The organism is Blastococcus sp. URHD0036 (assembly GCF_000701365.1).
Taxonomy (GTDB): Bacteria; Actinomycetota; Actinomycetes; order Mycobacteriales; family Geodermatophilaceae; genus Trujillonella.
This window is the reverse complement of the sequence record NZ_JNIK01000017.1, coordinates 115,942-142,495: the sequence shown is the minus strand read 5'-3', so window position 1 is coordinate 142,495 and position 26,554 is coordinate 115,942. Positions and strand designations below refer to the sequence as shown.

The following is a 26,554-nucleotide window of genomic DNA, read 5'->3' as shown; positions in this document are numbered from 1 at the left end:
CGCCTGACCACTCGACAAGCCGAACGGAGCACAACCCCTTGGCCACGTCCCTTCTCCCGCGCCGCGTCCTGGCGGCCGCCGCAGTGGCGGCTCTCGCGTGCGGGCTCGCCGGCTGCAGCAGCGCGTCGGCCGCCCCGGCCACCGGTGCGGTCTCGTTCGCCGTCGGCGGGCGCAGCAACATGCCGCCGATACAACTCGACGGTCGCGCCATGGCGGTGCTGGATGAGGCGGTCGAGAACCAGTCGCTGGCCTCCATCGTCGTGGCGGACGGGGATCCCTCGGTGGTCGCCTCCAGCCGGCTGAAGACCGAGGGGGAGAACGAGACGGCTCGCGAACAAAGCCGCCAGCGGAACCGGCAGGCTCTCGCCGATGGCCTCGTCGCCGCAGCGGCCGATGACCCCCAAGCGGATCTGCTCACCGCGCTCGACCTCGCCGCCCGCAGCATCCGGTCGGAAACGGGTCCGCACACCATCGTCGTCGTCGACTCAGGTCTGTCCACGGTCGCCCCCCTGGACTTCACTCAGCCCGGGATGCTCGAGGCAGACCCGCAGGAGGTGGTGGATCAGCTCCGGAACGCCGGGGCGCTGCCCGAGCTGGACGGCACGGTCGTCGTCCTTCAGGGGATCGGCGACACTGCCGAGCCACAGGAGCGCCTCTCGATCGCGCAGCGCGCCAGCCTCCTCGCGACCTGGGAGGCCGTCATCAAGGCTGCCGGCGCGTCCAGCGTCGACTTCGAGGACGCGCCGCTGGAAGGGGAGCCGGAGGAGGATCTCCCGGACGTCTCTCCGGTGCCCCTGCCGTTGCCGTACATCTGCACGCCCGGCCGGGTGGAGCTCGGCGGCGGCGACGTCGCCTTCGAAGCTGACACGGCGGTCTTCCGGGACGCGCAGGCGGCGGAGGCGGTGATTGCCCCCATCGCGGAGCAGATGGTCGCCGGTGGGATGACAGCCCGGGTGACCGGGACGACGGCGGACGTCGGGGAGATCGACGGTCAGTTGGTTCTCAGCCGCGACCGCGCCCAGGCCGTCGCCGACGTACTCGCCGACCTCGGCGTGCAGCCGGGTGACCTCACGGTCGAGGGACTCGGGAGCGACTTCCCCGAGTACGTTCCCGACCACGACGCGAACGGCGACCTGATCCCGGGTGCCGCTGCTCAGAACCGCAAGGTGACCATCACGCTCTCCGGCACGATCAGCTGCAGCTGAGCCTGGAGCCCCGGTCGCAGCGTGGCGACCGGGGCTCCGGAGTTCGGGTCAGGCGACCCGGGTCGCCCCGACGAAGCCGCGCATCGAGCCGGCCGGCACGACCTTCACGGGCTGGCCCGGGGTCGACGCGTGCACCATCAGCCCGTTGCCGATGTACATCGCGACGTGGCCCACCGGGCTGTAGAAGAACATCAGGTCACCGGGCTGCAGGTGCCACAGGTCGATGGGGAAGCCGGTCCTCGACTGCATCCGCGAGGAGTGCGGCAGGTTCACGCCGGCCGCCCGGTAGGCGTACTGGGTCAGCCCGGAGCAGTCGAAGCCCGACGGCCCCGCACCGCCCCACACGTACGGCTTGCCGACCTGGGCCAGCGCCCGGTCGACGGCGACCTGGGCGGCGTGGTTCGGCGCCGTGACCTGCTGCACGACGGGGACGGAGGCGACCGGGGCGCCGGGGCTCGCCAGCGCCGCGGTCGGGGTGAGGGCGATGCCGGCGCCCGCGACGAGCGCGATGGCGGCGGCACGGGCGGAGCGGGGCAGGCGGTACGAGGACGTGCGTGTAGTCGTCATGGACGACGGGTTCTCCTTGTTTCTCCGTGTACCGCCTACCGGGTTAGCTGACGGGTTCGGACGCGGGAATCGCCCGGCCTGCCCGGGACGTCGACGTCCCGGCGCAGCGCTTCACCCCACTGGTTCGGTGGGTCCCCGGTCCGGGCGGCGAGCTCTGTCGCTGCCCGGTTCGGCGGTGTCCGACGGGTGTCGCCGACTTCTGGGCGACGGGTGAGGCCCCGACGGACGGCATGAACGTAGGTGGGTCCGCGGATCGCGGCTGACGGGCGCCGCACCAGACTCGCCGAGACGACGTCGCCAGGCGGTCGGCGTGTCGCGGAGGCCTGTCGAAGCGTTGACCAGCCGGTACGACGCCTCGCCGGCGCCTCGAGGCGCGACCGGTGGCCCATCGATCGCTGTAATCCTCGTGTTCCGGCACGGCACCACGGAGAGTCGTCGCGCGTTGGCAGGACGTCCCGGCTGCACGGCGGGCGGTTGACCCAACCGGCCGGTGGGCATCTTGAGGGGGACGGACAGACAGTCCACGGAGAGAAGGAGGGCCCTGTGCCCGGCATGTTCCGCAAGCTCGTGGCCTCTGGCATCGCTGCGAAGGTCCTGCAGGAGGCCCGCAAGCCGCAGAACCAGGAGAAGGCGAAGCAGATGTTCGCCCAGTGGCAGCAGAAGCGCAGCAATGGCGGAAAGGGTCGCGGCCCCGTCCGCTGACCTCCCGCGCTCCGCATGCAGCGACCCCCGCCCGGCAGCCGCCGGACGGGGGTCGCTGTCCCTCCGAGGGGCCATTGGGACTGCGGTGGTGTTCCGGTACTCAATGGGGCCGCACCTCCCCGAGTGCGGGCCGACGGCGTGTGAGGGTCGGTCGACCACGTGCGGGGGCGGTGGGTCGCGCTGACTCCGACGCCCCGGCGCACCGCACCACCTCACGGGGAGCTCATGTACCAGGCATCCACCACACTCGAGTTCGACCCGGCCAACGAGCCGCACATCCCCGCCACCCGGCCCGCCTCGCGCCGCACCCGCTTCGTCGCGGGGGCGCTCCTCGTCCTCGTCGCGGCCGCCGGTTCCGCCTGCAGCAAGGAAGACGACGACCCCGTCGTGAGCTCTGCCTCGGCCGCCGAGGGATCCAGCACCTCCGCCGCGGCCGCCCCGCCGGTCACGAGTGACACCGCGACCGCCCCGGCGCCGGCTCCCGCACCGTCGTCCGCCGTGGACCCGGGCGTGGACTTCGTCATGCCCGACCTCGTCGGCCTCGACCTGCAGACGGCGCAGAACCAGGTCCAGACCAACGGCGTGTTCCTGAGCGTCTCTCACGACTTGCTCGGCAGCCGCAACCAGGTCGTCGACTCGAACTGGATGGTCTGCACGCAGAACATCCCGGCCGGCCAGCAGGTGACCGGCGACGTCGAGGGCTCCATCGACTTCGGCGTGGTCAAGCGCGAGGAGCGCTGTCCCTGATCCGCGCCACGGCCCACGCAGCGACCCCCGCCCGGCAGCCGCCGGACGGGGGTCGCTGTGGTTCGGGGGTCAGGCCGGCGTCTTGTCCAGCACGTACAGACCGGGGGCCGGCGTGAGTGCCGGGTGCCGGTCGCTGCCCAGCGTCTCCGGGGCCGGCACCTGCGGACCGGATCGCACCGCCGTCCAGTCCGCCCACGTCTCCCACCAGCTGCCGGTCCGCTCCTCGGCGGCGGCCCGCCACTCCTCGGGATCGGCGACCGCCTCCCCGCCGACCCAGTGCTTCGCCTTGGGGTTGCCGGGCGGGTTGACCAGGCTCTGGATGTGCCCGCCGTTGCTCAGTACGAAGGTGCTCGGCCCCGACAGCAGCCGCGAGGTCCGGTAGCAGCCCCGCCAGGGCGTGAGGTGGTCGGTGATGGCACCGGTCACGAACGTCGGGACGGTGATCTCGCCCAGGTCGACCGGTGACCCCAGGACGGTCAGCGCGCCGGGCTGGACGAGCGAGTTGTCCCGGAAGAAGCCGAGGAACTGGTCGTGCAGCCGGGCCGGCAGGTTCGGCGCGTCCGCGTTCCACGCCAGGACGTCGAACGCCGGCACGGGCTCGCCCTGCAGCCACTGCGACACCAGGCCGTCGAAGACCAGGTCGTTGGGCTTCATGAAGCTGAACACCGAGCCCAGCGACTTCCCGCCGAGCACGCCGCGCGCCCGCGACAGCCGCCGGGCCACGCCGGTCACCCACTTCCCGGCGAACGCGCCGATGGGCGCCCGCTCGCCGAAGTCCAGCAGCGTCACGCCGTACGCGGCGCTGTGCACGCTGCGGTCGTCCACTGCGGCCAGGTGGTTGAGCAGCAGGGTCTGCAGGATGCCTCCGGCGCAGAACCCGACCATGTTGACGTCGGGGGAGCCGGTCACCTCCTTCATGACCGCCACGGCCCGGCGCAGCCGCTCGGTGTACGTGTCCAGGTCCCAGTGCGCGTTCTGCTTGCTGGGGTTGCGCCAGCTGACGACGAAGGTCTGGAACCCCTTGCCGACGGCGTGCTCGATGAAGCTGCGTCCCGCCCGCAGGTCGAGCAGGTAGTAGCGGTTGATCACCGGGGGGACGACGAGCAGCGGCCGCGCGTGCACGTCGGGCGTCGCCGGGGCGTACTGGATGAGCTCGATGACGTCGTCCCGGTAGACGACGGCGCCCCGGGTGGTCGCCAGGTTCCGCCCGACGCCGAACGCCGTCGGGTCGCAGAGGGCCGGCAGGCCGCCGTTGGTCCGGACGTCGGTGAGCATCTGGCCCACCCCGCGGACGACGCTGCGCCCGCCGGTCTCGAGGGCCTTCTTCAGCGCCGCCGGGTTGCCGGCCAGCGTGTTGGTGGGCGACGCGGCGGCGGCCAGGGCGCGCACCGCGAACCGGGCGCGCTCCACCTCCCGCCAGCCGGCACCGCCGGCCTCGTAGCGGTCGACCAGCCGGTCCAGCGACGCCGACCACGCCAGGTAGCCCTGCCCGAGGCGGCGGTAGCCGGGATGGCCGCTCCAGGCCGGGTCGGCGAACCGCTTGTCGGCGGTCCCCGCGAGCTCGCGTTCGACGCCGAGGGTGATGGCGGCGAGCTCGCGGCCGAGCCGGACGGTCTCCTCCCCGACGGCCAGCGATCCAGCGACGACCGCCGGGCCGCGCCGGCGCCGCTCGGGCTCCGGCGCGGCCTGCAGCCGCGGCAGCGGGGTCGAGGGGGTGGTGCCGGTCGATGGGTGCTGGACTGCCGTCACGCCGTCTCCATTCGTCGGTTCCGCTGACGCTAGGGAGGGCGGCCCACCCTCGTCCCGGGCCTTAGGACCCAGTCTGGGGAGGGGATGTGTCACAGGTGTGACGGCTCCCTCACGAACGTCGAACGGACCCGCGAACGGCGGGCGACGGGAGGTGCTCAGGGGCGTCCGGCGTGGGCGACGCCCACCTCGGTCGCCACGAGCACGGCCTCGCGCACCGGCGCCCGGTTGTGCTCGTAGAAGTCCGGCGCGCAGCACATCAGCAGCGTCGTCCCGTCCTCGCCGCCGAGCATGCAGGCGAACACGCCCAGCCCCTCCGGTGCGGACACCGACTCCACGATCGACCCGCCCGGGGCGATCCGCGCGACCCGGCCGCCCACCGCGTCGGCTGCCCAGATGTGCCCCTCGGCGTCGAGCGCGCACCCGTCCGGGGCGACGACGACCTGGCCGAGCACCTCCTCGGTCGTCGTCCCCGTGACCTCGTCGCCCAGCGACGCCCAGATCCGCCGGTTGGACAGCGTCCCGTCGTCGGCCAGGTCGAAGGCGGTGTAGCGGTTGCCGAGCGTCTCGCCGACCACGAGCGTGCCGCCGTCCGGGGTGATCACCGAGCCGTTCGGGAACCGCAGGCCGTCGGCGACGACGTGCACCGAGCCGTCGGGGTCGACCCGCTTGAGCGTCGCCGGCCGCGCGTCACCGCCGCCCATCAGGTCGAAGCCGAAGTCGCCCACGAACACCCGGCCGTGGGCGTCGACCACGAGGTCGTTGAGGTGCCCGCCGCAGTGCGCGGCCAGGTCCGCGTAGGTGGACAGCTCGCCGTCGGCGAACCGCAGCAGCTTCTGGTCCTTCATCGACACGATCACCAGCGAGCCGTCGGGCAGCCAGCCGAGCCCGGAGGGCTGGTTCTCCACCTCGAACAGGACGGTCTCCTGACCGTCGGCCGTCACCCGGCTGACCGTGTGGCGGTAGAAGTCCGACACCCACCAGGTGCCGTCGTGCCAGCGCGGGCCCTCGAAGAACCCGCCACCCGTCAGGACCGTCCGCAGCTCTCGTTCCGCCATGGACCGGACACTAGGACGGCGAGCTCTCCGCGGCCCGGCGGATCCCGGAGAGCAGCCGCCGGACCGCGACGACGTGCCCACCGCTGCCGATCACGGCCAGCCGGTAGGCCCGCCCGGCCAGCGCGGGGAACTCCGCCCGGCTCTCCAGCACCACCCGCGTGCCGCTGCCGGACGGCGACAGCCGGGCCACGATCCCGTAGCGGGAGAACCGGTGCCGGCCGGCCACCACGAGCAGCCGCGGTTCCTCCGCCGTGACGATCGCGAAGCCCGGGACGGTGGAGCCGACGGCGGGCCGCGCCCAGCCGGACGTCCCCCGCGGTTCGCAGCCGAGCACCCGGGCGACGGCCGCCGCGCCGGGTGCGGCGAAGGTGCCGCGCAGCGTCGAGAGCACGGCGGCCCACGTGACGGCGGGCGGCGCGGCGATGACCACCTCGTGCTCGTCGATCCGCGGCAGTGTCTCCACGAGGGAACCGTAGGGGCTGCCTCAGACGCTGAACTGCTGCTCGCCGATCACCGACAGCAGCGCCAGCTTCTCGGCGGCCTCGGTGCCCGGGGCGGCGGTCAGCACGAGCAGCACCTGGCCCTGGTTCTCGGTGAACAGCGCCTGGCAGTCGACGTCGATCGGGCCGAGCTCCGGGTGCACGAGCGTCTTCGCGTCCTCGAACCGCTTGCCGACGTCGTGGCGCCCCCACACCTGCGCGAACTCGGGACTCACCGCCAACAGGCGGTCGACGATCTCGGTGGCCCGCGCCGTCGAGGCGCCGGCGCTCAGGGCCGCCCTCAGCCCCGCGGCCTGCAGCCGGCTCTGCCGCGGGTGGTCGGCCTCCGGGTAGCGACTGCGGGCGTCCGGGTCGGTGAACCAGCGGTAGAAGGCGCTGCGGGCCAGGCCGGTGTGGCGGGTCTCGTCGCCGAGCAGCGCGGTCGCCAGGCGGTTCTGCAGCAGCGTCTCGGCGAGGTCCGAGAGCACCAGCGCGGGGGTGTCGTCCAGCCGGTCGAACACCCGCTGCAGCGCGGGTGCGACGTGATCGGTGGCGCGCATCCGCAGCGGCGCGTTGTGCCCGGCGAGGCGGAACAGGTGGTCGCGCTCGTCGAGCGTCAGCCGCAGTGCCCGGGCGATCGCCGAGAGCATCTGCTCAGACGGCTGCGGCCCGCGCTGCTGCTCCAGCCGCGTGTAGTAATCGGTCGACATCGTGGCCAGTGCCGCCACCTCCTCGCGGCGCAGCCCGGCGGTGCGGCGGCGCGCTCCCGCGGGCAGCCCGACGTCACCCGGCTGCAGCCGCTCCCGCCGGGCGCGCAGGAAGCCGGCCAGCCCCGTTCGGTCCACGCCGCCATCCTCCCCGCCCGCCGTGGCGCCATCCAGGGACCGCCGATCCCTGGATGACCGCTCTCTGCCCGGCGCTCGGGCGGCGGCGGAGGGTCGGGGCATGGACACCACACGCAGCACCGTCTTCATCACCGGCGGCACCTCCGGCATCGGCCTGGGCCTCGCGCTGCGGCTGATGGCCGCCGGCAGCACCGTCGTCGTCGGCGGACGGCGGACCGACCGGCTCGCCTCCCTCGCGGCCGAGCACCCGGGGCTGGGCACCCAGCAGATCGACGTCACCGATCCCGCGTCGATCGCCGCCGCGGCCGAGGCGGTCCTGGCCGCCCACCCGGACCTGGACACGGTGATCACGACCGCCGGGATCATGCTGCCCGAAGACCTCGCCGACCCGGCCCACGTCGAGGTCGCCGAGCGCACCGTCGCCACGAACCTGCTGGGGACCATCCGCAGCATCGACGCGTTCCTGCCCGCGCTGCTGCGCCGGCCGGCCGCCACGGTGATGACCGTGTCGTCGGGCCTCGGCTTCGTGCCGATGCCGCTCACCCCGACCTACAGCGCCACCAAGGCGGCCGTGCACTCCTACACCCAGGCGCTGCGCGTCCAGCTCGCCGGCGGGCCCGTGCAGGTCACCGAGCTGGTGCCGCCGGCGGTGCGGACCGAGCTCATGGGCCAGCGCGACTCCTCGCACGCCATGCCGCTCGAGGAGTTCCTCGACGAGGTCATGGCTCTGCTGGCCGAGCGGCCCGACGCCGACGAGGTCCTGGTCGAGCGGGTGCGGTTCCTCCGCTTCGCCGAGGCCGACGGCCGCACCGGCGACGTCCTCGCCCAGCTGTCGGACTTCGCTGCCTGACCAGGTCGGTCCCGGCACGCTCGTGCTCTGCCCACGATGGTGGGCAGAGCACGAGCGTCCGCAGGGGGATCCGTCGTGTCCCTGTGCTCTGAGTTCTCGGGCGACTCAGAGCACAAAGAGGCGTTGACCCCTGGCGCAGGCCCATCCGTCAGGCGCGGGCCACACGCTCCTGCACGGGACTCGCGCTCCGCAGCCGGGAACGGCGGATGGTCACGGACTTCTCGCTCCGACCGAGCCGCCTGGCGGCCTCTCGGATCGAGCCGGTGAACACGTCAGCGTCCTCTGCGGCCGTCCATCGGCGCGAACCGCAGACCGGTCGCGCTCGCATGTCCACCGGCCTCGTCCACGAGGCCACGCGCGCGGCCGACTCCCGCTTGCGGTCCAACGCGAGGCACCCTTCCGGATACAGCCACGCGGCGAACGGAGCGGCGGGATCACCTGCCACCATCGGGTTGTAGACACCGTCGCGAGAATTCCGACGGGGCACCCGATGAGCCCCAGCCACCGCCAGTGCCTGGGCGCAGAAGAACTCGGCGAGCGACTGACTGGCGGTCACGAAGCTGATGAACGGTCGTCCCGTGCGAGTGAGGCCCACACTGCCGTCGCCGTCGACGAGGCCACGTACGTAGTCCGGGAGACTGACCGGAGATGCGGGTGGTGCCACCGTCGTCGCCTTGCGCCCGCTCGGCAGCCCTAGATCGACCAGCTCCCGGCGGAAAGCGAGGTCTGACACCGTCCACACGGCCGAACGATGCGGCCCGAAGTTGGTCGTCCGATCGCGATATGACACCCGCGAATAGACATCGAACAGCGCGGCGAACGAATGCAGCACGGCCTCGTCCCGCACGGACAGTTCGATCGAGAAGCGCCCCTTCTGACCGGAGCCCGCGTAAGAACAGCCGTCCGTCTGCGCGAACCCGAAGAAGTACGCGTGCGCCGGGAGCCGGAGGTCGAGGTGTGGCACCAGGGCACCATCTCGCGGACATGAGACAGGAAGCCGGGCGTCTACCTGTCTCCTGACGGGAGGACCCCTCTGGGTCGCAGGCGGGACCGCATCACCCGGGCGCGGAACCAGTCACCCGGGTGCCAGGGTGGGCGGTGTGGGCACCGAACCGGACTGGGTCGAGCACGTCATCTGGTGGCACGTCTACCCGCTCGGGTTCGTCGGCGCGGAGAAGGAGCGCGACCCCGAGGGCCCCGTCGTCCACCGGCTCGGGCACCTGACCGCCTGGCTGGACCACGTCACGCAGCTCGGCGCGAACGGCCTCGCTCTCGGCCCGGTCTTCGACTCCGAGACCCACGGCTACGACACCACCGACCACCTGCGCATCGACCCGCGGCTGGGCGACGACGCCGACTTCGACGCCCTGGTCGCCGCCGCGCGCGAGCGGGGCATCCGGGTGCTCCTCGACGGCGTCTTCAACCACGTCGGCCGCAGCCACCCGGCGTTCCGGGCGGTGCTCGAGCAGGGCCCGTCGGCGCCCACCGCGAGCTGGTTCCGGTTGCGGTGGCCCGAGGCGTGGCGGCCCGGCGTCGAGCCCGGGTACGACGACTTCGAGGGCCACCATCACCTCGTCGCGCTCGACCACGGCAGCCCCGCGGTCGTCGACCACGTCGTCGACGTCATGTGCCACTGGCTCGACCGTGGCGCGGACGGCTGGCGCCTGGACGCCGCCTACGCCGTGCCGACGGCGTTCTGGGCCCAGGTCGCCGAGCGGGTGCGGGCCCGCCACCCGGGCGCCTACCTGATGGGCGAGGTGATCCACGGCGACTACCCGCGCTTCGTCGCCGAGAGCGGGCTCGACTCGGTCACCCAGTACGAGCTGTGGAAGGCCGTCTGGAGCTCGCTGAACGACGCCAACCTGCACGAGCTCGCCCACGCCCTGCGCCGGCACGACGAGTTCGTGCAGCGGTTCGTCCCCTACACGTTCCTCGGCAACCACGACGTCACCCGCATCGCCAGCAGGCTCACCGACCCCGCGCACCTGGCGCACGCCCTGGTGGTGCTCGCCACCGTCGCCGGCACCCCGGCGGTCTACGCCGGCGACGACCACGGCTTCACCGGCGTCAAGGAGGACCGCGCCGGTGGGGACGACGCCGTCCGCCCGCCGTTCCCCGCGACACCGCAGAAGCTCTCCCCGCTGGGGCTGCCGACCTTCGCGCTGCACCAGGAACTGCTCGGCCTCCGCCGCCGGCACGCCTGGCTGCACGCCGCTCGCACCGAGGTGGTCGACGTCGCCAACGAGACGCTGGTCTACGCGTCCACGGGGGAGGGGAGCCGGCTGCTCGTCGCCCTCTCGACCGCCGGGAATCCCACGACGCTGACCGCACCCGGGGCCCGTGCGGTAGCGGCTGGGGAAGCGGAGCTCCGCGAGGGCCGGGTCACGCTGCCGGCCGGCGGCTGGGCGGTGCTGGAGGCGTGAGCGAGCCGGTGCGGGTGGTCGTCGACGTCCGGGAGGTGGCTCCGGCGGGCGGGGAGTGCGTCGTGGTCGACGTCTTCGCCCCGCCGCCGGGCACCGCGCCGACGGGGGTGCTGTGGTGGCTGCTGCCCGGTGGGGGCATGTCCCGGCGCTACTGGGACCTCGACGTGCCGGGGCACAGCCTGGCGCGCGCCCTCGCCGCCCGCGGCCACGTCGCGGTGACCGTCGACCACCTCGGGGTGGGGGAGAGCAGCGTCCCCGACGACCCGTACGAGCTCACCGCGCACACCGTCGCCGACGTGAACGCCTACGTGCTGGCGCGGCTGCGGGACGGCGAGCTGGTCCCCGGCCGCCCGGGGACCGTGCTCGGCCTCGGCCACTCGGCCGGCGCCGGACTGCTCGTGACCCAGCAGTCGCGGCACGGCGGCTGCGACGCCCTCGCCCTGCTCGGCTACGGCGGCCGCGGCATGCCGGAGAAGCTGGACGCGGACGCCGCCCGGTACGCCGACGACCCGGACGGCCTGCGCCGCGCGTTGCCGGACCTCGTCCGCGAGCGGTTCGGTACACCGCTGCCCGATCTCGACCGCCGGCACGGGCGGAGCCACGCCGCCGACGACGGGGTGAAGGGGGCGCTGGCCCGGGCGAGTGCCCCGCTGCTCGCGCTGGTCGGGCTCGCCTCGATGGTGCCCGGCAACGCCCGCGACGAGATCGCCGCACTCGACGTCCCGGTGTTCCTCGCGCACGGCGACCGCGAGATCGGCGCGCCGCTGGACGAGATCGCCCCCGAGTTCGTCGGCACCGGCGACCTCACGCTGTTCCGGGTCCCCGACTCCGGCCACCACCACGTCGTCAGCCCGAACCGTGCCCTGCTGGTCGACCGCCTGCTGCGGTGGGCCGGCAGCGTGCTCCCCCAGGAGGTCCCGTGACCGAGACGATCGAGCCGTTCACCGTGCAGGTGCCGCCCGCCCTGCTGGACGACCTGCGCGACCGGCTCCGGCGCACCCGCTGGCCGGACGCCGAACCGGTCGCCGACTGGTCGCAGGGCGTGCCGCTGGCCTACCTGCGCGACCTCTGCACCTACTGGGCCGAGAGCTACGACTGGCCGGCGCGGCAGCGGCTGCTCAACCGCTTCCCCCAGTACCGGACGACGATCGACGGGCTAGGCGTCCACTTCCTGCACGTGCCCTCGCCGCACCCGGACGCGATGCCGCTGGTGCTCACCCACGGCTGGCCCGGCTCGGTGGTCGAGTTCCTCGACGTGATCGAGCCGCTCACCGACCCGGTCGCGCACGGCGGCGACGCCCGCGACGCGTTCTCCGTCGTCGTGCCGTCGCTGCCCGGTTACGGCTGGAGCGACCGGCCGACCCGGACCGGCTGGGGCGTGGACGCGATCGCCGCCGCGTGGGTGGAGCTCATGTCGCGGCTCGGCTACGACCGGTTCGGCGCCCAGGGCGGCGACTGGGGCTCCACGGTCACCCGCGCGCTGGCCGACGCCTTTCCCGACCGGCTGACCGGCATCCACCTCAACATGGTCACCGTCCGGCCCGACCGTGACGGCGACCTCACCGACGCCGAGCAGCGGGCGCTGGACCGCCTCGCCGAGCACCGCGAGCAGGGCACCGGCTACTCCACCCAGCAGGCCACCCGCCCGCAGACCCTCGGCTACGGCCTGACCGACTCACCCGCCGGGCAGCTGGGCTGGATCCTGGAGAAGTTCGCCACCTGGGCCGACTGCGGCGGCGACCCGGTCGGGGTGCTCGGCGCCGACCGGCTGCTGGACAACGCGATGCTCTACTGGGTGCCCGGGACGGCGGCGTCGTCGGCCCGGCTCTACTGGGAGAGCTTCCGTCGCGAGGCGTGGCCGCCGACCGCGGTGCCGATGGGGGCGGCGATCTTCCCGCACGAGATCTTCACGCCCTCCCGGCGCTGGGCCGAGAAGGCGTTCACCGACATCCGCCGCTGGAGCGAACTGCCCTCCGGTGGGCACTTCGCCGCCTTCGAGCAGCCGCAGGTGTTCGTCGAGGAGGTGCGCGCCTTCTTCCGCACCGTCCGCTGACGGTTGTGTCGCAGGTCGCATTGCAGTCGCTATGGTCAGCGGGTGCACGACCTGGTGATCCGAGGCGGGACGGTCGTCGACGGCACGGGTGCGCCGGCGGTCCGTGCCGACGTCGCCGTCGACGGAGAGCGCGTCGTGGCCGTCGGGGCGGACGTCGGGCGCGGGCGGCGGGAGGTCGACGCCGAGGGGCGGCACGTCCTGCCCGGCTGGGTCGACGTCCACTCGCACTACGACGGCCAGGCGACCTGGGACCCGCTGCTCGCGCCGAGCGGCCCGGGCGGGGTCACGACGACGGTGATGGGCAACTGCGGCGTCGGCTTCGCCCCGGTCCGCCCGGCCGACCACCAGGCGCTCATCACGCTGATGGAGGGCGTCGAGGACGTCCCCGGGACGGCGCTGTGGGAGGGCCTGCCCTGGACGTGGGAGACCTTCCCCGAGTACCTGGACTCCCTCGCCGCGATGCCCCGGGTGCTGGACGTCGCCGCGCTGCTGCCGCACAGCGCCGTCCGCGCCTACGTCATGGGCGCGGAGGAGTCGGTCCGCGGGGTGGCCACCGAGGCGCAGACCGCGGAGATGGCGCAGATCGTGGCGCAGTCCGTCGCGGCCGGGGCGATCGGGCTGTCGACCTCCCGCACCAAGCTGCACCTCGCCGCGGACGGCAGCCCGGTGCCCGGCAGCTTCGTGGAGATCGACGAGCTCCTCGCGCTGGCGCACGGGGTGGCGGCCGGCGGCGGCGGCATGCTGCAGCTGGTCACCGACTGGTCGCGCGACGACCCGGCCCGCGAGTTCGCCTGGATGCGCCGGCTGGCGGAGGAGAGCGGGCAGCCGCTGTCGTTCTCCCTCGCCCAGTTCGACGAGACCCCGCGGCACCACGAGCGGCTGCTCTCGCTGCTCGCCGAGGCCCGCGCCGACGGCGTCGCCATGCACGCGGGGGTGGGCTCGCGGCCGGTCGGGATGCTCATCGACCTGGAGAGCCGCATCCACCCGTTCTCGCACCGCCCCACCTACCGGGCACTGGCCGAGCTCCCGGTCGACGAGCGCCGGCGGCGGATGCGCGACCCGCAGGTGCGGACGGCGGTCCTGGCCGAGGAGAGCGAGGGGCTCGGCCGGTTCTGGGCGCCCCGGATGCGGGACTTCGCGAACATGTACCCGCTCGGCGACCCGCCCGACTACGAGCCGCCGGCCTCCCGATCGGTCGAGGCGCTGGCGAACGGCCGGACCCCGGACGAGGTTGCCTACGACCTCATGACCGAGGGCACCGGCTGGCTCTACTTCCCGTTCATCAACTACTCCGACGGCAGCCTCGACGCCCAGCTGCAGATGATGCGCCACCCGGCGACCGTGCTCAGCCTGGCCGACGGCGGCGCGCACTGCGGTCTCATCTGCGACGCCACCGCCCCGACCTTCCAGCTCACCCACTGGGTGCGCGATCGCGACCGCGGCGAGCGGCTGGGCCTGGAGGAGGCGGTGCACCTGCAGACCGGCCGGACGGCGGCGCTCTGGGGGCTGGCCGACCGCGGGGTGCTGGCGCCCGGGATGCGGGCCGACCTCAACGTCGTCGACCTCGACGCGCTGCGGCTGCTCCCGCCCCGCTGGACGGCCGACCTGCCCGCCGGCGGACGGCGCCTGCTGCAGGACGTCGAGGGCTACGACGCGACCTTCCTCGCCGGCCGGATGACCTGGTCGCACGGCGAGCCCACCGGCGAGCGGCCCGGCCGCGTCGTCCGCACCGCCCGGCCACCCGCCACCGTATGACCCCCCTCACCCCCGAACCCCAGGAGCTGCCCGTGGACGTCGTCGGCCTCAACCGCGTCGAGCTGGTGATCGACCAGGCGCGGATCCACGACGCCGTCCAGCAGTTCAACGAGGCGTTCGGGCTGCGGCTGCCCGACCCCATCCCCATCTCCGGGCACGGCGCGCTCTCGGCGACCGACTTCGAGCGCGGGCTGGAGTTCATCGCCCCGCACCCCGACGACACCACGAGCAGCGTCGGCCGCCGGCTCGCGGAGTTCGGCGAGGGCCAGCTGGGCCCGCTGGTCTTCGAGATCCGCGACGTCGAGGAGGCGCGGAGCTGGCTGGAGGGGCGGGGCTTCCGGATCCGCTACGAGTACGACAGTCGGCAGGGCAACGCCGACGAGGCGGAGATGGCGGTGCACCAGCTGCACCTGGACCCCGAGCAGTGGTTCGGCTTCAACGTCACGCTGATGCGCCGCTTCGCCCCGCCGCCGAGCACGGTGGACCGCAACAGGCAGGCGGTGCTCGACTTCGCCGCCGCGCTCACCGCCGGCGACCTCGACGCGCTGGACCGGCTGCTCGCGCCGGACTTCGTGTGGGAGATGCCGTTCGCCGGCCCGCCGCAGTCCGCCGCGCTCGCCGGCGCCCCGACCCTCGCCGGCGGGCAGCGCGACCGGGCCACCACGCTGGCGGTCCTGCGGGCCCTGGTGGACGGTGCGGTCGACCGGCGGTTCGGCCTGGAGGTGCACTCCACGACCGCCGAGGGCGACCGGGTCGCCGCCGTCTCCTCCAGCGCCGCCGTCATCGCCGCGACCGGCCGCACCTACGCCAACCGCTACCACCAGCTCTTCGAGTTCGACGGCGACGGCCGCATCCGCCGCATGGTCGAGTACCAGGACTCGCTGCACTCCTACGACGTGTTCGTCGCCCAGTGAGCGACGTCGCAGTGAGCGACGGCGCCCTCGCGGGGAAGGTCGCGATCGTCACCGGCGCGGCCCGCGGCATCGGCGCGGCCACCGCCCGGGTCCTGGCCGCGCAGGGGGCCCGGCTCGTGCTCGCCGATCTCGACGGCGCCGGCGTCGAGCGGGTCGCCGCGGACCTCGGTGACGTCGCCGTCGCCCGCCGCACCGACGTCACCGACGAGGCCGCCGTCGCCGCCCTGGTGACCACGGCGGTGGAGACGTTCGGCCGGCTCGACGTGCTGCACAACAACGCGGTCGGCCAGTCGCCGCTGGACACCGACACCGTCGGGACGCCGGACGAGGCCTGGCGCGGCGCGTTCGACGTCGTCGTGATGGCCGCGGTCTACGGCTGCCGCCACGCCATCCCGGCGATGCTCGAGTCCGGCGGCGGGTCGATCGTCAGCACCTCGTCCGGCGCGGCGGTGAACCCGACCGGCTCGCACGTCGCCTACGGCGTGGCCAAGGCGGGGCTGGAGACCCTGTCGGCGTACACGGCCGCGAACTACGGCACGCGGGGGATCCGCAGCAACGTCGTCGCGCCGGGGTTCGTGCTGACCGAGGGTGTGCGGGAGGTCTTCGACGACGCCGCGGTGGCGCGGTTCGCCGAGGGCGCCGCGGCCGGACGGGTGTGCACGCCGGAGGACGTCGCCCAGGTGGTCGCGTTCCTCGCCTCGGACGCCGCGGGCTACGTCAGCGGCCAGGTCGTGCGGGTGACCGGCGGGGGAGCCCGGCCCCTCGTCTGGTGAGCCGTCGTGCACCTGTCCACCTCTCGATCCGATCGAGAGGTGGACAGGTGCACAGTCCCGAGGTCAGGCCCCGGCGGGGACGACGCCGGCGAGGCGGAGCACCTCGGACGGCGGCAGGTACTGCTCGGTGACCTTCGCCCCGAACGGCGCGAGCGCGTCGGAGATCGCGTTGGTCAGGGTCGCGGGGGCGACGATCATGCCCCCCTCGCCGACACCCCGGAACCCGACACCGTCGTCGTCCGGCGCCTCGATGTGGACGATCTCGATGGCCGGGATCTCCGCCGAGGTGGGCAGCAGGTAGTCCATGAACGTGCCCGCCATGAACGTGCCCTCGGCGTCGTAGGGGATCCGCTCGTACAGGACCTGGCCGATGCCCTGCGCGACGCCGCCCCGGATCTGCCCGTCGACGATCGCCGGGTTGATGATCCGGCCGCAGTCCTCGACGACGACCCAGCGGTTGATCCGCACCCCGCCGGTGCCGAGGTCGACCTCGACGATGCAGGCGTGCACGCCGCCGGACCAGCCGCTGCCGGTGGTCTCCTCGCCGGTGAACCGCTCCTCGGCCATCAGGTTCGGGTCGGTGCCGGGAGGGGCGGTCTGCGGCATGAGCGTCATCTGCCCGGCGAGCCGGGCCAGCGGGATGTCCTTGCCGGGCACGCCCTTGGGGCTCACCACGCCGTCGACGATCTGCAGGTCGGCCGGGTCGATCTCCAGCTGCCCCGCGGCGATCGCCAGCACCTTCTCGCGCAGCTTCCTGGTCGCGACCATCGTCGCGCCGCTGCCCCACGTCGCGGCGCGGCTGCCGCCGGTGCCGATGATGTTGAACGGGGTGAGCCGGGTGTCGCCGTGCACGACCCGGACGGAGTCGAAGGGCACGCCCATCTCGTCGGCGGCGAGCTGGGCCAGCGTCGTCTCGTGCCCCTGCCCGTGCGGCGACTGCGCGGTGATGACGGTCAGCCGGCCGTCCATCTCCAGCCGCACCTTCGCCGTCTCGCCGCCGGTGAAGCCGCCGCCCGGGCGCATCTCCTTGGGGCCGGGCGCGTTCTCGATGAACGCGGCCATCCCGATGCCGAGGTAGCGGCCCTCGGCGCGGGCCGCCTCCTGCTCCTTGCGGAAACCGGCGTAGTCGATCCGCTCGAGGGCCTTGTCCAGGCACTCGCGGGTGGTGATGCCGGCCAGCGTCGGGCCGGTGATCAGCCGGTCCTCGGGAGCACCCTCGAACAGGTTGCGCCGGCGCACCTCGGCCGGGTCCAGCCCGAGCTCGGTGGCGACCATGTCGATCAGCCGCTCGCGGGTCCAGGTCTCCATGGCCCACGGGCCGCGGTAGGCCACGTAGGTCGCCTTGTTGGTGGCGACGACGCGGCTGTCGCAGCGGTAGCCCTTGATCTTGTACGGGCCGGGCATCAGCAGCGAGATGACCCCGGTGAACGCCACCGCGGAGAACGGCAGACCGGGGTAGGCGCCGGCGTCCATGTCCAGGGCCGCCTTCAGCCCGAGGATGTCGCCGGCCTCGGTGACCGCCACCTGCGCGGTGATCCGCTCCTCGCGGGCATGGCCGGAGGCCATGAGGTGCTCGTTGCGGTCCTCGATCCACTTCACCGGCCGGCCGAGCTGCCGGCTGGCGATCGGCACGCAGAAGTCCTCGCGGAAGATGTTGCCCTTGAGCCCGAAGGCGCCGCCGACGTCCTGGGTCAGTACCCGGAGCCGGTCCATGGGCTGGTCCAGCGTCTGGGCCAGCTGCAGCCGCAGGCCCTGCGGCGACTGGGTCGCGGCGTGCACGGTCAGCTCGCCGGAGCCCCGGTCGTAGTCGGCCACCAGGCCCCGGGTCTCGATCGGCACGTTCGCGATCCGGTGCTGGCTGAACTCCACCTCGATCACCCGGTCGGCCTCGGCGAACGCGGCGTCGACGTCGCCGGCCTCCTTGGTCGCCGTGTGGATGACGTTGCTCTCCAGATCGGCGAACAGCGGCGGCACCGACGGGTCCAGCGCCGTCTCGTAGTCGATGACCACCGGCAGCTGGTCGTACTCGACGTCGATCATCCCGACGGCGTCCTCGGCCAGGTACCGCGAGTCGGCGACGACCATCGCGACCAGGTCGCCCACGAAGCGGACCGTGTCGGTGACCAGGGGGAACACCTCGGGGACCGCGCCCTGGGCCAGCGGGCTGCGGATCGGCTTGCACAGCTCCTGCATGTCCGCGCCGGTGTAGACCGCGTGCACGCCGGGCAGCGCCAGGGCGTCGGCGACGTCCAGGTGGGTGATCCGGCCGTGCGCGATCGGGCTGCGCAGGAACGCCGCGTGCACCATCCGGGGCAGCTGCAGGTCGTCCACGTAGTGGCCGTTGCCGGTCAGGATCCGGCGGTCCTCCACGCGGCGGACCTTGGCTCCGACCATCCTCATCGGGAGATCTCCTCGACCCGCTGGGCATCACTGCCGACACTGCTGCCGGCGGTGCCGCCGGAGCCGTTCACGCGCTGGACCGCCTCGGCCACGCCGGCCACGATCGACTGGTAGCCGGTGCAGCGGCACAGGTTCCCCGACAGCTCCTCGCGGAGCTCCTCCTCGTTCGGCGTCGCCCCCTCCTCGAGCAGCGCCACCGCCGTCATCACGAACCCCGGCGTGCAGAACCCGCACTGGAAGCTGTGGCAGTCGCGCAGCGCCTCCTGCAGGGGGTGCAGCTGCTCGCCGGTGGCCAGACCCTCGATGGTGCGGATCTCCCGCCCGTCGACCTGCACCGCCAGCAGCAGGCAGGCGCGCACCGCCTCGCCGTCCAGCAGCACGGTGCACGCGCCGCAGACGCCGTGCTCGCAGCCCACGTGGGTGCCGGTGAGCCTCAGGTCCTCGCGGATGAAGTCGGTGAGGGTGCGCCGCGCCTCGACGCTCGCCTCGTGCGGCACCCCGTTCACCGTCACCTGCACGGTCCGCTCGCTCATGCCCGTCCCCCCGCTCGCTCGGATGCCTGCTGCAGGGCCCGGGCGGTGAGCGTGGCGGCGAGGTGCCGCCGGTACTCCGCCGAGCCGTTGAGGTCGCTGGACGGCTCGAGGACGGCGGCGGCGTCGTGCCCGACCGCCGTCCACAGCTCCGGCGACGCGGTCTGCCCGACCAGTGCGGTCTCGGCGACCGACGAGCGCAGCGGCACCGCGTCGACGCCGGCGTAGGCGACCCGGGCCGCGGAGATCCGACCGTCGCCGTCCCGTGCCAGCGTCGCGAGGACCGTGACGATCCCGTAGTCGCCGCTGCGCCGGCTGAACTGCTGCACCGACCAGCCGGTGCCGGCCGGCAGCGCCGGCACGTGCACCGACGTCAGCAGCTCCTCCGGCTCCAGCGTGGTCGTGAAGTAGCCGTCGAACAGCTCCGCCGCGGCGATGCTGCGCGTGCCGTCGACCCCGCGGACCTCCACCGACCCGTCGAGCAGGGCGAGCACCGCGGGGATCTCCGCGGCCGGGTCCGCGTGCGCCACCGTGCCGCCGATCGTGCCGCGGTTGCGGATCGCGGTGTGCCCGATCCGCCGCACCGCGGCGGCCAGCAGCGGGTTGGCGGCCGCCACCTCGGGCGAGCGCTCCACCTGCCGGTGGCGGACGACGGCACCGAAGCGCAGGCCGTCGCCGTTGGAGATCGAGGTGAGCTCGGCGACGCCGTTGACGTCGACCAGGTGCCCGACGCTGGCCAGCCGCAGGGCCAGCAGCGGCACCAGGCTCTGGCCGCCGGCGAGCACCTTGACGTCCTCGTCGGCGAGCTCGGCGAGGAGGGAGACCGCCTCCTCGACCGAGCCGGCGGCGTGGTGCTCGAACGCAGCGGGCTTCACCGGCGGGTCACCACAGGTGGCCGTCCGGGGCGGTGTCGGCGATCTGCGCCTCGGCGCGGCCGCGGGTGACGCGTTCGTTCCACTCGAAGAACGCCTGGTCGAGCCGACCGTCGAACAACGTGTCGTTCTCCGTCTCGTTGATGCGGATGTAGAAGCGCCCGCGCTTCACCCCGTCGAGCAGCAGCTCGGCGACGTCCTCGGGCTGCATGAGCGTGGTCGGGACGCCGTTGTCGCGCAACCACTGCTCGACCCGGGGGTTGCCCATGCTGCTCTCGGTCAGCGGCGGGAAGAGCAGCGCCGCGCGGACGTTCGCCTTCCGGTCGCGGAGCTCGCCGTACAGGCTCTCGACCACCGACACGACGGCGTTCTTCGTCGCGGCGTAGGGGCCGGACTGGTACGAGGTGCCCTCGGCCCCGGCGCCGGAGCTGGTCGCGATGATCACGCCCTCCTCGCCGGACTCGACCATCCGCGCCCCGAACGCCTTGATCCCGTAGACGACGCCCAGCAGGTTCACGCCGACGACGCGCTGCCAGACCGCCGGGTCGGGGTCCAGCAGCGGCACCGTGCCGCCGATGCCGGCGTTCAGGTGCAGCAGGTGCACGGCGCCGTAGGCGTCGAACGCCGCGTCGGCCAGCCGCTGGTTCTCCTCGGGCTTCGACACGTCGGTCGGCACCCCGGTGACCTCAGCGCCCTCGGCGCGGAGCTCGCCGACGGTGGCCTCGAGCGCCTCGGCGTCGCGGTCGGCGAGCACCACCTTCATGCCCTCGCGGGCCAGGCGCCGGCCGACGGCCCGCCCGATCCCGGCGGCGCCGCCCGTGACGACGGCGGTCCTCCCGCTGAACTCGTCCACCGAGGTCTCCTCTTGCTCAGCCGCTCATGCGGCACGACGACGCTGTCCTGACAAACTTAGCGAGGATGGATAGTGATCACTATCCCTTCGGTGATCTCATCTGCGGGTGATCGAGACGAGCCGGCCGCTGCCCGGCGTCATCCAGGTGACCCTGCACCGGCCGGAGCGGCGCAACGCCCTCACGGTCGCCGGCTTCCGCGAGCTGGCCGCCGCCTGGCACGAGGTCGCCGGCAGCGGGGCGCGGGTCTGCGTGGTCACCGGCGGGGCCGACTTCTCCTCCGGCGCGGACCTCGCGAGCTTCGCCGACGACCTCCGGGCGGCCGCGGGCCGGGAGGGTGGCCGGGAGGTGTGGGCGGCGGTGCACGCGGCGGTCCTCCGGGACACCGACCTCGCCGTCCCGGTGGTGGCCGCCGTCGAGGGCTTCTGCATGGGGGCCGGGATGGAGCTGGTCGGCGCCACCGACGTCCGGATCGCGGGGGAGTCGGCGGTGTTCGCGCTGCCGGAGGTGACGCACGGCTTCATCGCCGGTGGCGGCTCGGTCGCCCGGCTGCCCCGGCAGATCGGGTACGCCGCGGCGATGCAGGTGCTGCTGACCGGCGCCCGCTTCTCGGCCGTGGAGATGCGGGACCGCGGCTTCGTCAGCGAGGTGGTCCCCGACGGGACGGCGCTGGCGCGGGCGCTGGAGGTCGCCGGGCAGATCGCGGCCAACGACCCGCGGGCGGTCGCCGCGGTCAAGCGGGTGGTGGCGGAGACCATGCGCGGCTCGCTCGCCGACGCGCACGCCGCGGAGACCCGGGAGTTCCGGGCGCTGACCGAGCGTGGAGGAGATCCGTCGGCGTGACGCCGACGGATCTCCTCCGGGGGGTCAGTCGTGCACGTAGCCGCTGATGTCGGGGTTGGGGGCCGCCTTCGCGACGAGGTCCGCGACGACGTCGCCCAGGTCCGCGGCGTCCCAGGGCTCGTCGCGCAGGATCTCGGCGCCGACCCGCCACGACTCGACCAGCGCGACCCGGTTGCCGCGGACGTCGAACACCCGCCCGGTCACCGCCGAGCTCTGCGGGCTGGCCAGCCAGGCGACGACGGGGGAGACGAAGCCGGGGTCGAACTTCTCGAGGAACTCCTGGGGCGGTTCGTCGGTCATCAGCGCCAGGACCAGCCGGGTGGCCGCCGTCGGCGCGATCGTGTTGGCCGTGACGCCGTAGCGGGCGAGCTCCTGGGCGGCGCCGAGGGTGAACGAGGCGATCCCGCCCTTCGCCGCGATGTAGTTGGTCTGGCCGAAGTTGCCGTAGAGCCCGACCGGCGAGGTCGTGCAGATGAGCCGGCCGTCGACGCCGGCGCCGGTGGCTTTGGCGCGGTCCCGCCAGTAGGCGGCCGCCGCGCGCGACGGCGCGAAGGTGCCGCGCAGGTGCACCCGCACCACGGTGTCCCAGTCCTCGTCGGTCATCCCGGCCAGGGTGCGGTCGCGCAGGATCCCGGCGTTGGCCACCAGGACGTCGAGGCCGCCGAAGGTGTCGACCGCCAGCTGGACCCGTTCCCGGGCGGCCTCGGAGTCGGACACGTCGTGCCCGCTGGCGACGGCCTCCCCACCGGCCGCGCGGATCTCCTCGGCGACGGCCTCGGCCACCGCGGGGTCGCTGCCGGTGCCGTCGGGCTCCCCGCCCAGGTCGTTGACCACGACGCGGGCGCCGCGCCGGGCCAGCTCGAGGGCGTGCGAGCGGCCGAGGCCGCGCCCTGCTCCGGTGACGACGGCCACGCGGCCCTCGCAGATCCGATCCACTGCCGTCCTCCTGGTCGTGTGCCGTGCCACCGGCGGCTCACCGGGGAGCGGCGTCGCCGTCGAACAGATCGCGGATCCGTCGCCGCTGCAGCTTGCCCGACTCCGTGCGCGGGAAGTCGGCCAGGAACTCGATCCGCCGCGGCCGCTTGAACGCCGCGAGCCCGGTGCGGCAGTGGGAGTCGAGCTCCGCGCGCAGGCCGTCGTCCCCCTCGCTCCCCGGCGCGGGCTGGACGACGGCCACCACCGACTGCCCCCACTCCGGATCGGGCAGTCCGATCACGGCGACGTCGCGCACTGCCGGGTGCGTGAGCAGGTGCTGCTCCACCTCGGCGGGGTAGACGTTGACCCCGCCGGTGATGACCAGGTCGGTCCGGCGGTCGAGCACGAAGACGTAGCCGTCGTCGTCCACGTAGCCGGAGTCGCCGGCCGTCACGAGGTCCCCGCGGCGGCTGCGCGCCGTCTTCTCCGGGTCGCCGTGGTACTCGAAGGACGGCGGCGTCCCCTCGACGCCGGAGTAGATCGTGCCGGGCTCGCCGGGCGCGGCCTCCGTGCCGTCGTCCCGGACGACCCGCACCACGGTCCCGGGCAGCGGCCGCCCCACCGTGCCGGGCCGCGCCGCCCACTCCTGCGGCGACACCAGCGTGGCCACGCCCTCGGTCGACCCCAGGTACTCCCACAGGACCGGTCCCCACCAGGCGAGCATGCGGCGCTTGACCTCGACCGGGCAGGGTGCGCCGGCGTGGGCGACGATCCGCAGGCTCGAGGTGTCGGACCGGCGGCGGGTCTCCTCCGGGAGCGCGAGCAGCCGGTGGAAGTGCGTCGGGACCATGTGCGTGCTCGACACCCGGTGCTCCTCGACGTCGCGGAGGAACGTCTCCGCGTCGAAGGAGTCCTCGAGCACCACCGTGTGCCCGAGCTGGAGGAACCCGACGGCGTGGCTCCCGGGCGCGGAGTGGTACAGCGGTGAGCACACGAGGTGCACGCCCTCGCCCGGCCGGGCGCCGTAGTGCCGGATGAGCGCCTGACCACGGGTCAGGGCGGCTTCCGGCGGTACGCCGGGGAGCGCGCGGCGCACGCCCTTGGGCCGGCCGGTGGTCCCCGACGTGTAGGCCATGACCTGCCCGGCGGTGCGGTCCTCCGGCTCGGCGGAGGGGTGCCCGGCACCGAGCTCCGCGTAGGGCCGCCAGCCCGCGGCCGTGCCGCCGACCGTGAACCGGTGCGTCGGCAGGACGTCGGCGGGCAGGGCGGCCGCCGATCCGGCGCCGGCGACCAGTACCCGCGCCCCGCTGTCGCCGACGACGAAGGCCACCTCGGGTGCGGACAGGTGCCGGTTGACCGGCACGAAGTACATCCCGACCTGGGACGTGGCCAGCACGAGCTCGAGGTACTCCGGGCCGTTGGGCACGACCGCGGCGACGGCGTCCCCCGTCCGGAGACCCAGCGCGCGCAGGTGGCGGGAGATCGCGTTCACCCGCGCCGCGAGGGCCGCGAAGCGCAGCACCCCGCCGTCGGCGCGGACCACGGCGGGGCGGTCGGGGTGCCGCCGGGCGACCTCGGCCAGACCGGACGGGTGCTCGGCCACCGGTGCCCTCCCCGACGTCGTGGACGCCCATCATGACACCCGGTCGGACCTCCATCTTTGTATTGATGGGGTCCTGGGCGGGTGTTAGCGTCCGCTCGCACCGCCGCGGACGCGGCCCAGTAGTGGAGGAGTACCGATGACCGCCCCCGCCAGCACCGACCTCATCGCGCGACTGGAGGCCCTCGAGGGCCGGGTCCGCGAGCTGGAGGACGTCCGCGAGATCAACGACGTGTTCCGCCGCTGGCACCGCGCCTGCACCGGTGGCTTCAACGGCATCCCGACCCACCGCACGCTCGAGGGCATCGACCTGCTCACCGACGACGCGACGATCGAGGTCCAGGGCCTGCACCAGCCGGGCGAGGGCCCCACCGGCCGCGAGGCGCTGCTGGCCTACTTCAAGCCCTACCACGGCACCGAGGGGCTGCTGCCCCGCGTCTTCCAGACCGGCGTGGACTACGGCGTCACGGTCACCGGCGACACCGCCGTCCAGGAGTCGAACCTGATCATCCTGACCGGCTACAACAACGGGAACGCGGCCTTCAGCATGTCCCGGTACAGCAACACCTACCGCCGCACCCCCGAGGGCTGGCGGATCACCCGCATCGGCCTCGAGCAGGGCTACACCGTCCCGCTGGACAGCCTGCAGACCGCCGCGGAGTACTTCGCCTCCATGCCCCAGTGAGCCGGGCCCGGCCGCCGGCCGGGCGCCAGCTGCACCAGCCTCCAGACCGCGGGGCCGGTCACGGTCGGACCGTGACCGGCCCCGCCGTCGTTCGTCGTGGTTCCGCCCGGACGACGCGGGCGCTATAGTTGTAATGATAGTGATGACGGCGACGCGTTGAGGTCGCCAACCGCCGACAGGAGAGCGCCGCATGCGGGGACGGTTGGCGGTCCGCGGGGACGACCCGAGCGGGCGCCGGTGACGGCCGCCGGACTGGCCGAGGGCTCCCTCGCCACCCTCCTGCTGGGACATCCGGCCGCCGACGACCAGCCGCTGCTGCTCACCGCCTCCCGGTCGCTCACCGCCGGTGAGGCCCGGGCGACCTGCCGGGCGTGGGCGGCGGAGCTGCGGGCGCTGGGCGTGGTCTCCGGGGACGCCGTCGCCGTCCGGCTGGACAACGCGCCCGAGGGTGTCCTGGCGATGATGGCGATCTGGGCCGCCGACGCGGTGTTCGTGCCGCTCAACCCGGCCTCGCCGCCGGCCGAGATCGAGCACGCGCTCGCCGCGACGCTCCCCGCCGCGATCATCGACCCCGGAGCCGACAGCGCCTCGGTGCGCATCCGGACCCTGGACGGCGAGCACCGCCGCTACGACGACGGCACGGCCTTCATCACCTGGACGTCGGGCACGACCGGGCCGCCGAAGGCGATCCTGCACACCCACAGCGGCTACCTGGAGCTCCTCGACCGGGTCCTCGGCCCGCTGCGGGGCGGCGGCTCCGATCCGACCCGGCAGCCCTCGCCGAACCTCATCCCGGTCTCGCTGTCGCTGAACTCCGGCATCTACAACTCGCTCTTCGGCCTCCGCGCCGGTGCGCCGCTGGTGATCATGGAGCGGTTCCGCCCGGACCGGTTCGCCGAGCTGGTCACCCGCTTCGGCGTCCGCTCCGTCGTCCTGCCGCCGGCCGCGATCGCGATGCTCAACGCCTCCGACGTCGAGAGCCTGGCGCCGCTGCGCTACGTCCGCAGCATCACCGCGCCGCTGTCGCCCACCCAGGCGCGCCTGTTCCGCGAGCGGTTCGGCGTCTTCGTGCTGAACAGCTACGGCCAGGCCGAGGTCGGCGAGGTCGTCGGCTGGACCGCCGCGGACGCCAAGGAGCACCCCGAGAAGGTCGGCGCGGCGGGGCGGCCGCACGCCGGGATCTCCATCCGGATCGTCGGGCCCGACGGCCGCGAGCTGCCGGCCGGCGAGGTGGGCTCGCTGCGGGTGAAGAGCGCGCGGATGGCGGCCGGCTACGCGACGGGCGAGCAGCTCTCGGCCCGGATCGACGCCGACGGCTACCTGGACACCGGCGACCTCGGCCGGGTCGACGACGACGGCTTCGTCTGGATCGAGGGCCGCGCCGGGATCCTCATCAACCGCGGCGGGAACAAGGTCTTCCCCGAGCAGGTCGAGGAGGTCCTGGAGCTCTCGCCGGCGGTGGCCGAGGCCGCGGTCGTCGGCGCGCCCGACGAGCGGCTGGGCGAGGTCCCGGTCGCCTTCGTCGTCGACGCGCCGGGCGTGCCCCCGGCGGCGGACGACGAGCTGGTCGCGCTGTGCCGCCAGCACCTGGTGCCCTACAAGGTCCCGGTGGCGTTCCACCACGTGCCGTCGCTGCCCCGGACCGGGGTGGGCAAGCTGCGCCGTCCCGAGATCGCGGCCCTCCTGCCCAGCTGAAACGTCGTTCCAATCCGGCGTTGACCTGCTGTCCGGCACTGAACTA

The 26,554-nt window shown here is 73.8% G+C and carries 25 protein-coding genes and 1 riboswitch; of the genes, 13 read left to right on the top strand and 12 right to left on the bottom strand.

The window, feature by feature from the left end:
- Positions 1-83 precede the first annotated feature (83 nt).
- The gene (locus tag N555_RS27030; RefSeq protein ID WP_156036430.1) at positions 84-1,205 is read left to right on the top strand and encodes an OmpA family protein; all 1,122 of its coding nucleotides are present in this window, start codon (positions 84-86) and stop codon (positions 1,203-1,205) included.
- A gap of 48 nt (positions 1,206-1,253) precedes the next feature.
- Here N555_RS27030 and N555_RS26230 read toward each other — a convergent pair whose 3' ends face one another.
- A complete protein-coding gene (locus N555_RS26230; protein WP_029433097.1) occupies positions 1,254-1,772 on the bottom strand; it encodes a C40 family peptidase in 519 nt (172 codons plus the stop codon).
- Between the two features lie 17 nt (positions 1,773-1,789).
- Positions 1,790-1,957: riboswitch (cyclic di-AMP (ydaO/yuaA leader) on the bottom strand.
- Positions 1,958-2,315: 358 nt separating this feature from the next.
- On the opposite strand from N555_RS26230, the gene N555_RS28000 reads away from it, so the two are divergent.
- Positions 2,316-2,474: a hypothetical protein gene (locus tag N555_RS28000; protein WP_156036429.1), complete on the top strand. Its 159-nt coding sequence runs from the start codon at positions 2,316-2,318 to the stop codon at positions 2,472-2,474.
- A gap of 225 nt (positions 2,475-2,699) precedes the next feature.
- Positions 2,700-3,221: a PASTA domain-containing protein gene (locus N555_RS27025; RefSeq protein ID WP_051684248.1), complete on the top strand. Its 522-nt coding sequence runs from the start codon at positions 2,700-2,702 to the stop codon at positions 3,219-3,221.
- A 69-nt stretch (positions 3,222-3,290) separates the two neighbouring features.
- Here N555_RS27025 and N555_RS0119100 read toward each other — a convergent pair whose 3' ends face one another.
- The 4 genes from N555_RS0119100 to N555_RS0119085 all read right to left on the bottom strand — a co-directional run bounded on the left by N555_RS0119100 (position 3,291) and on the right by N555_RS0119085 (position 7,349).
- The gene (locus tag N555_RS0119100; RefSeq protein ID WP_231503013.1) at positions 3,291-4,970 is read right to left on the bottom strand and encodes a PHA/PHB synthase family protein; all 1,680 of its coding nucleotides are present in this window, start codon (positions 4,968-4,970) and stop codon (positions 3,291-3,293) included.
- Positions 4,971-5,125: 155 nt separating this feature from the next.
- Positions 5,126-6,025 carry an SMP-30/gluconolactonase/LRE family protein gene (locus N555_RS0119095; RefSeq protein WP_029433094.1) on the bottom strand — a complete coding sequence of 300 codons (900 nt, stop codon included), beginning with the start codon at positions 6,023-6,025 and terminating at the stop codon, positions 5,126-5,128.
- A gap of 10 nt (positions 6,026-6,035) precedes the next feature.
- Positions 6,036-6,488 carry a hypothetical protein gene (locus tag N555_RS0119090; RefSeq protein WP_029433093.1) on the bottom strand — a complete coding sequence of 151 codons (453 nt, stop codon included), beginning with the start codon at positions 6,486-6,488 and terminating at the stop codon, positions 6,036-6,038.
- A gap of 21 nt (positions 6,489-6,509) precedes the next feature.
- On the bottom strand, positions 6,510-7,349 hold the full coding sequence (locus N555_RS0119085) for a helix-turn-helix transcriptional regulator (protein ID WP_029433092.1): 840 nt from the start codon (positions 7,347-7,349) through the stop codon (positions 6,510-6,512).
- 100 nt (positions 7,350-7,449) lie between these two features.
- Here N555_RS0119085 and N555_RS0119080 point away from each other — a divergent pair, with 100 nt between their 5' ends.
- Positions 7,450-8,199: an SDR family oxidoreductase gene (locus tag N555_RS0119080; protein WP_029433091.1), complete on the top strand. Its 750-nt coding sequence runs from the start codon at positions 7,450-7,452 to the stop codon at positions 8,197-8,199.
- Between the two features lie 148 nt (positions 8,200-8,347).
- Here N555_RS0119080 and N555_RS0119075 read toward each other — a convergent pair whose 3' ends face one another.
- Positions 8,348-9,163 (bottom strand): LAGLIDADG family homing endonuclease, encoded by an 816-nt coding sequence (locus N555_RS0119075; RefSeq protein ID WP_034511498.1) that lies wholly within the window; start codon positions 9,161-9,163, stop codon positions 8,348-8,350.
- A gap of 136 nt (positions 9,164-9,299) precedes the next feature.
- Here N555_RS0119075 and N555_RS0119070 point away from each other — a divergent pair, with 136 nt between their 5' ends.
- The 6 genes from N555_RS0119070 to N555_RS0119040 are packed head-to-tail and all read left to right on the top strand — an operon-like array spanning position 9,300 to position 16,117.
- Positions 9,300-10,622 (top strand): alpha-amylase family protein, encoded by a 1,323-nt coding sequence (locus N555_RS0119070; protein ID WP_029433089.1) that lies wholly within the window; start codon positions 9,300-9,302, stop codon positions 10,620-10,622.
- The gene (locus N555_RS0119065) at positions 10,619-11,545 is read left to right on the top strand and encodes an alpha/beta hydrolase (protein WP_029433088.1); all 927 of its coding nucleotides are present in this window, start codon (positions 10,619-10,621) and stop codon (positions 11,543-11,545) included. Before N555_RS0119070 ends, N555_RS0119065 begins: the two co-directional genes overlap by 4 nt.
- Positions 11,542-12,675 (top strand): epoxide hydrolase family protein, encoded by a 1,134-nt coding sequence (locus tag N555_RS0119060; protein WP_029433087.1) that lies wholly within the window; start codon positions 11,542-11,544, stop codon positions 12,673-12,675. Before N555_RS0119065 ends, N555_RS0119060 begins: the two co-directional genes overlap by 4 nt.
- A 42-nt stretch (positions 12,676-12,717) precedes the next feature.
- Positions 12,718-14,430: an N-acyl-D-amino-acid deacylase family protein gene (locus tag N555_RS0119055; protein ID WP_029433086.1), complete on the top strand. Its 1,713-nt coding sequence runs from the start codon at positions 12,718-12,720 to the stop codon at positions 14,428-14,430.
- The gene (locus N555_RS27020; protein ID WP_156036428.1) at positions 14,427-15,344 is read left to right on the top strand and encodes a nuclear transport factor 2 family protein; all 918 of its coding nucleotides are present in this window, start codon (positions 14,427-14,429) and stop codon (positions 15,342-15,344) included. The genes N555_RS0119055 and N555_RS27020 overlap by 4 nt, the downstream gene beginning before the upstream one ends.
- Positions 15,341-16,117: an SDR family NAD(P)-dependent oxidoreductase gene (locus N555_RS0119040; RefSeq protein ID WP_051684246.1), complete on the top strand. Its 777-nt coding sequence runs from the start codon at positions 15,341-15,343 to the stop codon at positions 16,115-16,117. The genes N555_RS27020 and N555_RS0119040 overlap by 4 nt, the downstream gene beginning before the upstream one ends.
- Before the next feature lie 63 nt (positions 16,118-16,180).
- On the opposite strand, the gene N555_RS0119035 is transcribed toward N555_RS0119040, so the two are convergent.
- The 4 genes from N555_RS0119035 to N555_RS0119020 are packed head-to-tail and all read right to left on the bottom strand — an operon-like array spanning position 16,181 to position 20,772.
- On the bottom strand, positions 16,181-18,517 hold the full coding sequence (locus tag N555_RS0119035; RefSeq protein ID WP_029433084.1) for a xanthine dehydrogenase family protein molybdopterin-binding subunit: 2,337 nt from the start codon (positions 18,515-18,517) through the stop codon (positions 16,181-16,183).
- On the bottom strand, positions 18,514-19,050 hold the full coding sequence (locus tag N555_RS0119030; RefSeq protein WP_197029084.1) for a (2Fe-2S)-binding protein: 537 nt from the start codon (positions 19,048-19,050) through the stop codon (positions 18,514-18,516). The genes N555_RS0119035 and N555_RS0119030 overlap by 4 nt, the downstream gene beginning before the upstream one ends.
- Positions 19,047-19,922, bottom strand: coding sequence for an FAD binding domain-containing protein (locus N555_RS0119025; RefSeq protein WP_029433082.1), 876 nt, complete (start codon positions 19,920-19,922; stop codon positions 19,047-19,049). Before N555_RS0119025 ends, N555_RS0119030 begins: the two co-directional genes overlap by 4 nt.
- Positions 19,923-19,929: 7 nt before the next feature.
- Positions 19,930-20,772 carry an SDR family NAD(P)-dependent oxidoreductase gene (locus N555_RS0119020; RefSeq protein ID WP_051684245.1) on the bottom strand — a complete coding sequence of 281 codons (843 nt, stop codon included), beginning with the start codon at positions 20,770-20,772 and terminating at the stop codon, positions 19,930-19,932.
- 106 nt (positions 20,773-20,878) lie between these two features.
- On the opposite strand from N555_RS0119020, the gene N555_RS0119015 reads away from it, so the two are divergent.
- Complete coding sequence (locus N555_RS0119015) at positions 20,879-21,613, top strand: enoyl-CoA hydratase/isomerase family protein (RefSeq protein WP_051684244.1); 735 nt, start codon at positions 20,879-20,881, stop codon at positions 21,611-21,613.
- Positions 21,614-21,637: 24 nt separating this feature from the next.
- Here N555_RS0119015 and N555_RS0119010 read toward each other — a convergent pair whose 3' ends face one another.
- Together N555_RS0119010 and N555_RS0119005 are read right to left on the bottom strand one after the other, a co-directional pair.
- Positions 21,638-22,549, bottom strand: coding sequence for an SDR family NAD(P)-dependent oxidoreductase (locus N555_RS0119010; RefSeq protein WP_029433079.1), 912 nt, complete (start codon positions 22,547-22,549; stop codon positions 21,638-21,640).
- Positions 22,550-22,586: 37 nt separating this feature from the next.
- A complete protein-coding gene (locus tag N555_RS0119005) occupies positions 22,587-24,131 on the bottom strand; it encodes an AMP-binding protein (RefSeq protein WP_029433078.1) in 1,545 nt (514 codons plus the stop codon).
- A 136-nt stretch (positions 24,132-24,267) separates the two neighbouring features.
- Between N555_RS0119005 and N555_RS0119000 the strand changes: the two genes are divergently transcribed.
- On the top strand, positions 24,268-24,813 hold the full coding sequence (locus N555_RS0119000) for a nuclear transport factor 2 family protein (RefSeq protein WP_029433077.1): 546 nt from the start codon (positions 24,268-24,270) through the stop codon (positions 24,811-24,813).
- Positions 24,814-25,050: 237 nt separating this feature from the next.
- Positions 25,051-26,508 carry a class I adenylate-forming enzyme family protein gene (locus N555_RS0118995; protein WP_051684243.1) on the top strand — a complete coding sequence of 486 codons (1,458 nt, stop codon included), beginning with the start codon at positions 25,051-25,053 and terminating at the stop codon, positions 26,506-26,508.
- Positions 26,509-26,554: the final 46 nt, after the last annotated feature.